This window comes from Streptomyces sp. CO7, from assembly GCF_053474865.1.
Genome location: NZ_JBRIOU010000003.1, coordinates 359,978 through 366,607, shown reverse-complemented (window position 1 = coordinate 366,607; position 6,630 = coordinate 359,978). Strand labels below are relative to the sequence as shown.

The 6,630-nt window shown below is 69.5% G+C and carries 4 protein-coding genes and 1 pseudogene; 3 read left to right on the top strand and 2 right to left on the bottom strand.

Features of this window, described 5'->3' with window-relative positions:
* Window positions 1-566 (bottom strand): NYN domain-containing protein (locus tag ACOV8S_RS11570; protein ID WP_448317695.1); only part of this gene is annotated, 566 nt, incomplete at its 3' end.
* A 262-nt stretch (window positions 567-828) separates the two neighbouring features.
* On the opposite strand from ACOV8S_RS11570, the gene ACOV8S_RS11565 reads away from it, so the two are divergent.
* On the top strand, window positions 829-993 hold the full coding sequence (locus tag ACOV8S_RS11565) for a hypothetical protein (RefSeq protein ID WP_448317694.1): 165 nt from the start codon (window positions 829-831) through the stop codon (window positions 991-993).
* 113 nt (window positions 994-1,106) lie between these two features.
* Here the strand turns inward: ACOV8S_RS11565 and dnaE are convergent, their stop codons facing one another.
* The gene (gene dnaE, locus ACOV8S_RS11560) at window positions 1,107-4,646 is read right to left on the bottom strand and encodes a DNA polymerase III subunit alpha (protein ID WP_448317693.1); all 3,540 of its coding nucleotides are present in this window, start codon (window positions 4,644-4,646) and stop codon (window positions 1,107-1,109) included.
* 178 nt (window positions 4,647-4,824) lie between these two features.
* Here dnaE and ACOV8S_RS11555 point away from each other — a divergent pair, with 178 nt between their 5' ends.
* Both ACOV8S_RS11555 and ACOV8S_RS11550 read left to right on the top strand, forming a co-directional pair.
* Window positions 4,825-5,505 (top strand): hypothetical protein, encoded by a 681-nt coding sequence (locus ACOV8S_RS11555; RefSeq protein ID WP_448317692.1) that lies wholly within the window; start codon window positions 4,825-4,827, stop codon window positions 5,503-5,505.
* 183 nt (window positions 5,506-5,688) lie between these two features.
* Window positions 5,689-6,512: pseudogene (locus tag ACOV8S_RS11550) on the top strand (thioredoxin domain-containing protein).
* The last annotated feature ends 118 nt before the right edge of the window (window positions 6,513-6,630 follow it).

The following is a 6,630-nucleotide window of genomic DNA, read 5'->3' as shown; positions in this document are numbered from 1 at the left end:
GGGCAGGCTCCGGTCAGGTCGCGGGCGCGGACGGCCTGGGTGATCCAGGCCCGGTCGAGGACGCGCCGTTCGTCGGCCTCGGCGACCAGGTCCTCGGACTGGTTGTAGTTGTTGTCGGCGGCCTGCACGGCCCAGAGGTGGACGGCGACGCCGTGCTCCTTGGCGGACATCATCCCGGGCAGCAGGTCGCCGTCGCCGGTCACCAGGACGATGTCGGAGCAGGCGCGGTTGCGGGCCAGTTCGGTCAGTTCGGCGTGCATGGCCGCGTCGACGCCCTTCTGCGCCCAGCGTCCCTCGGAGCGCGTGAGGGCGCCGAGGCGGACGGTGACGCGTGGCATCACCCGCAGTCTGCGGTGCTCCGGCTGCGGGACCCGGTCGGGGGCTCCGTCGAACCAGTAGATGCGCAGCAGGGGTTGCCGGGTGTCGGCCTCCGCGCGTTCGCGCAGGCCCTGGATGAGGGCGGCGTGGTCGACGGAGATGCGGGACCGCGAGGGCTCTCCGGCGAGGAGGCTGGCGGCGGCACCCAGCAGATATCCGGCGTCCACCAGGACGATGCAGCGGTCCACGCGGTCACCCTCTTTCCTCTGTCCGGGGAGGTGTGCTTCGGGCTCGCTTCGAGTCTGCCCCAGCACGAGGGTCCACACGGCCCGAACTCGATCTTCGGCGTGGCGTTTGGCCGTGCGGCGCCGGGCCGCCGCGGCCCTTGGCGGTGCGGCGCCCCAACGGGCCTGTCACAGACGGTAGTCGTCCGACATGCGTGCGTGAGCGGCCTGTGTGAATCTGAATTCGGCTCTGGCCCACCGATTCCCCCACAGGAGGAAGATCACCATGGCCAAGAACAAGAACACCCGCAAGCCCGCCCAGCGCGCCGCCCGGTCGGACCGTCCGCAGCACCGCTCGGACGAGGCCGCGCCGCAGTCCACGGTCGCGCAGGTCCAGGGCAGCCCGGCGGACGTCGCGCGCAACAAGCAGCGCCGTTTCGGCCACAACTGACGCACGACTGACGCGCACGTCGCGCACGTCGCGCCCTCAGGGGCCTGCCCGGGCTCGCACCGCGAGCCGAGGCGGGCCCCTGAAGCGTTTTGCGGCCGTGGATCCCGCCCGGCTCAGCCCGCCAGGCAGGACGGGCCGAGCAGCACCTTGAGGTCGCCGTAGAGGGCGGGGTCGGGCTTCACCCGGTGCCGGTCCAGGCGCAGCACCGTCGTCTTGCGCGGGCCCTGGAGCTTGATCCGCACCTCGCTGTCGCCCTTGTGGCTGGAGAGGATCTCCCCGAGCCGGGTCACCATGGGCGGGGTGACGCGGGTGGCCGGGATGGTGAGCACCACCGGCGCGTTGGTCCCGGCGTTGGACAGGTCGGGGACCATCAGCTCCATGGCGACCAGCCGCGGCACGTCCTCGCGCTTGTCGAGGCGGCCCTTGACGAAGACGACGGCGTCCTCGACGAGCTGGGTGGAGACCAGCTGGTAGGTGGCGGGGAAGAACATGCAGTCGATGGAGCCGGCCAGGTCCTCGACGGTGGCGATGGCCCAGGCGTTTCCCTGCTTGGTCATCTTGCGCTGGATGCCGGAGATGATGCCGCCGATGGTGACGACGGCGCCGTCGCCGTAGTCGCCGCCGGTGAGCTGGGCGATGCCGGCGTCCGCCTTGTCGGACAGGACGTTCTCCAGGCCGAAGAGCGGGTGGTCGGAGACGTACAGGCCGAGCATCTCCCGCTCCTGGGCGAGCAGGTAGGTCTTCTCCCACTCGTCGGTGGAGAACTCGACGTCGAGCCCGAAGCCCGGTTCGTCGGCGCCCTCGTCGCCCATGCCGCCGAAGAGGTCGAACTGGCCCTCGGCCTCCTTGCGCTTGACCTGGACCACGTTGTCGATCATCGGCTCGTACTGGGCGATCAGCCCCTTGCGGGTGTGCCCCATGGAGTCGAAGGCGCCGGCCTTGATCAGCGATTCGGTGGTGCGCTTGTTGCAGACCACGGCCTCGACCTTGTCGAGGTAGTCGGGGAAGGAGGAGAACTTCCCCTTGGCCTTGCGGGTCCTGATCACCGAGTCGACGACGTTGGAGCCGACGTTGCGGACCGCGGAGAGGCCGAAGAGGATCACGTCGTCGCCCTGGGCGGCGAAGTTGGGCTCGGACTCGTTGACGTTCGGCGGGAGCACCTTGATGCCCATGCGGCGGCACTCGTTGAGGTAGACCGCGGACTTGTCCTTGTCGTCCTTCACCGAGGTGAGCAGACCGGCCATGTACTCGGCCGGGTGGTTGGCCTTGAGGTAGGCCGTCCAGTAGGAGACCAGGCCGTAGGCGGCGGAGTGCGCCTTGTTGAACGCGTAGCCGGCGAAGGGCACCAGCACGTCCCAGAGCGCCTGGATCGCCTCGTCGCTGTAGCCGTTCCTGCGGGCGCCGGCCTGGAAGATGGTGAAGTTCTTGGCCAGTTCGTCGGGCTTCTTCTTGCCCATCACGCGGCGCAGGATGTCGGCCTCGCCGAGCGAGTAGCCGGCGACGATCTGGGCGGCCTTCTGCACCTGCTCCTGGTACACGATCAGGCCGTAGGTGACCGCCAGGACCTCCTCGAGGGGCTCCTCGAGTTCCTTGTGGATCGGCGTGATCTCCTGCTGCTTGTTCTTGCGCAGCGCGTAGTTGATGTGCGAGTTCATGCCCATCGGGCCCGGCCGGTAGAGGGCCGAGACGGCGGAGATGTCCTCGAAGTTGTCGGGCTTCATCATGCGCAGCAGGGAGCGCATGGGGCCGCCGTCGAACTGGAAGACGCCGAGTGTGTCGCCCCGCTGGAGGAGCTCGAAGGTCTTCGGGTCGTCGAGCGGGAGGCTCAGGAGATCGATGTCGATCCCCTTGTTGGCCTTCACCATCTTGACGGCGTCGTCCATGATCGTGAGGTTGCGCAGGCCGAGGAAGTCCATCTTCAGCAGGCCGAGCGACTCGCAGCTCGGGTAGTCCCACTGCGTGATGGTGACGCCGTCGGTGTGCCGGACCCAGACCGGGACGTGGTCGGTGATGGTCTCGCTGGACATGATGACGCCGGCGGCGTGCACGCCCATCTGCCGTACCAGGCCCTCGACGCCCATGGCGGTGTCGATGACCTTCTTGACGTCCGGCTCGTTCTCGTACATCGACCGGATCTCGCCGGCCTCCGAGTAACGGGGGTGCTTGGGGTCGGTGATGCCGGAGAGCGGGATGCCCTTGCCGAGGACGTCGGCGGGCATCGCCTTGGTGAGGCGGTCGCCCATCGCGTACGGGTAGCCGAGGACGCGGGCGGAGTCCTTGATGGCGTTCTTGGCCTTGATGGTGCCGTAGGTGCCGATCATGGCGACCTTGTCGGCGCCGTACTTCTCGGTGACGTACCGGATCACCTCGACGCGCCTGCGCTCGTCGAAGTCGATGTCGACGTCGGGCATGGAGACGCGCTCGGGGTTGAGGAAGCGCTCGAAGATCAGGCCGTGCGGGATCGGGTCGAGGTCGGTGATGCCCATCGCGTAGGCGACGATCGAGCCGGCCGCGGAGCCTCGGCCCGGGCCCACCGCGATGCCGTTGTCCTTGGCCCAGTTGATGAAGTCGGCGACCACCAGGAAGTAGCCCGGGAACCCCATCTGGATGATGACGTCCATCTCGTAGTCGGCCTGCCGCTGCCGGTCCTCGGGGATGCCGCCCGGGTAGCGGCGCTCCATGCCGCGGCGGACCTCCTCCTGGAACCAGGTGACCTCGGTGTAGCCCTCCGGGATGTCGAACTTCGGCATGAGGTCGCGCTTCTCGAACATGCCGGTGGTGTCGATCTGTTCGGCGACCAGGAGGGTGTTGCGGCAGCCCTCCTGCCAGGCGTCGGAGGAGTCGATGGCGTACATCTCCTCCGTCGACTTCAGGTAGTAGCCGGTCCCGTCGAACCTGAAGCGGTCGGGGTCGGAGAGGTTCTTGCCGGTCTGGATGCACAGCAGCGCGTCGTGGGCGGTGGCCTCGTGCGCGTAGGTGTAGTGCGAGTCGTTGGTGACCAGCGGCGGGATGCCGAGCTTCTTCCCGATCTCCAGGAGGCCTTCACGGACCCGGTGCTCGATGTCGATGCCGTGGTCCATCAGCTCCAGGAAGTACCGGTCCTTGCCGAAGATGTCCTGGTAGTCGGCGGCCGCCTTGACCGCCTCGTCGAACTGGCCGAGCCGCAGCCGGGTCTGAACCTCCCCGGAGGGGCAGCCGGTGGAGGCGATCAGGCCCTCGGACCACTGGGAGATGGTCTCCTTGTCCATCCGGGGCCACTTCTGCAGCCAGCCCTCCTTGTAGGCGTCCGAGGAGAGCCGGAAGATGTTGTGCAGGCCGGTGGCGTTCGCCGCCCAGATGGTCTTGTGGGTGTAACCGCCGGAACCGGAGACGTCGTCGCGCTTCTGGTGCGGCTGGCCCCACTGGATCTTGCGCTTGTTGCGCCGCGACTCGGGCGCGACGTACGCCTCGATGCCGATGATCGGCGTGATCCCGGCCTTCTTCGCGGTGTGGAAGAAGTCGTAGGCCCCGTGCAGGTTGCCGTGGTCGGACATGGCGATGTGCGTCATGCCCATGTCCTGGCAGGCCTGGAACATGTCCTTGAGCCGCGCGGCACCGTCCAGCAGCGAGTACTGGGTGTGGACGTGCAGGTGCGTGAAGGGCGGCTTCGACACGGGTGGGGCCTCCTGAGGAGCACGGGTCGGGGGGTGCGCGTGGTCCGACGGGTCGGTCTCGAATTCTATGCCCCGCCGCCGACAACCCGGGGCATCGGGAACCTTCCCGGCTCCGGCCGGTGGCCGCCGTCACCTTTTACCAGTCCTTTAACCAGCGGCGTGCCAGACTTTCCGCGAGATGGACAGGTCCCGGGCCCCCCTGAGAGCCGCGCGCGCGGTGCTGTTCACGGCACTGGCCGTGACGGTCGGCAGCGCGTCCCACGTGCTGCTCTCGGGCGCGCCGCTGCCGCTGTCCACGGTGACCGCGGTCTGTGCGGCCGTCTTCGTGGCGGCCTGGGCGCTGGCCGGCCGGGAGCGCCGCTTCGGGTCGATCGCGGCCCTGCTGGTCCCCCTGGAACTCGCCGTCGACACGGTCTTCACCTCCGGCCAGCACGCCTGCTACGGCGCGGCCGGCGGGCCGGTGACCGGCCCCCTGCACTCCGTCGGCCTCGACCTGCTCTGCGCCGGCAGCCCGGTGGGCGCGTCCCTGACGCCCGCCGCCTCCCCGGAGGGCGCCGCCGCGGTGCTCGCCGGGAGCGGGCCGGGCGCGGCCTGGGCGCTGCTCGCCTGTCACGTCGGGGTGGGGCTGCTGGCCGCCGCCTGGCTGAGCCGCGGCGAGCGTGCGGTGGGCCAGGTGCTGCGCGCGGTCGCCGCGACCACCTTCCGTCCGCTGCTGGTGGCCTTCGCCACCGTCGCCGCGCCCGCCGTCCGCGTGCCGCGGCCCGTCGTCCGCGCCACCGCGCCGGCCGCGCCGCGGATCCGGTACCTGGTGCGCTCCCTCGGGCTGCGCGGGCCTCCCGCCGCGTACGCCGCCGCCTGACCCGCGGCCCTCTCTCGGCCCCGGCCCGGCCCCGCCGCAGCCCGTCACCAGGCTGCCCTCGCGTGCGGGCGTGCCGTGACGCGACCGCGGACGCGGTCGGCCTCCCGAGCCCTCGCGGCTCCTCGGCTTTCCAGCCCCACACCTTTTCCCGTGCCTTCCTTCCCCCTTGTTCAGGAGATCCCCATGAGCCAGCGCAACTCCCAGGCCGCCAAGAACGCCGCCCGCGAGCGCCTGCGTCAGGAGCGCGAGCGCGAGGCCAAGCGCGCGAAGACCAAGCGCCAGGTCGTCGTGGCCGTGTCCGTCGTGGCCGGCCTCGCGATAGCCGGCGGCGTCGCCTACGGCATCGCCCAGGCCAACAAGCCCTCCGCCTGGGAGGCGGCCGAGACCGCGAAGCTGGTCGCGCCCGCCAACACCGAGGGCAAGAACGGCCTGAACGTCGTCATCGGCAAGGCCGAGGCCAAGAAGACCCTGGCCGTCTACGAGGACCCGCGCTGCCCGGTGTGCGCCGCCTTCGAGCAGACCGTCGGCGAGACGCTCCGCAAGGGCATGGACGACGGCAAGTACAAGGTGCAGTTCGTCGGCGCCACCTTCCTCGACGGCAACCTCACGGGCGAGGGCTCCAAGAACGCCCTGAGCGCCCTGGGCGCCGCGCTGGACGTCAGCCCCGAGGCGTTCCTCGACTACAAGGCCGCCCTGTACTCCGCGAAGTTCCACCCGGAGGAGTCCACCGACAAGTTCGCCGACGACGCCTACTGATCAAGGTCGCCAACTCGGTCGACGCCCTCAAGGGCAACAAGGACTTCGAGAAGGACGTCAAGGACGGCACCTTCGACCGCTGGGCGATCGACATGAGCAAGAAGTTCGACTCCGACGGCAAGAAGTACGGCTTCGGCGGCACCCCGTCCCTCGTCATGGACGGCAAGATCGTCACCGACGCCAACGGCCAGAACGCGCCGATGACGGTCGAGGACTTCACCGCGGCCATGGACAAGGCCCTGAAGGGCTGATTCCGGGCCGGCCCCGGCCGGTGGCCGAATAGCTGTGGAAGAGCGGGCGAACTCTTGTGAGTTCGCTCGCTCTTGCATGTACGCGTCAGTAGCCTCCGGCCCATGAGCCGACAGAGAC

Bases quoted from the DNA above. Each gene is read 5' to 3' on its own strand.
- ACOV8S_RS11555 (WP_448317692.1), top strand. From the start codon at position 4,825: ATGGACAGGTCCCGGGCCCCCCTGAGAGCCGCGCGCGCGGTGCTGTTC.
- ACOV8S_RS11565 (WP_448317694.1), top strand. From the start codon at position 829: ATGGCCAAGAACAAGAACACCCGCAAGCCCGCCCAGCGCGCCGCCCGG.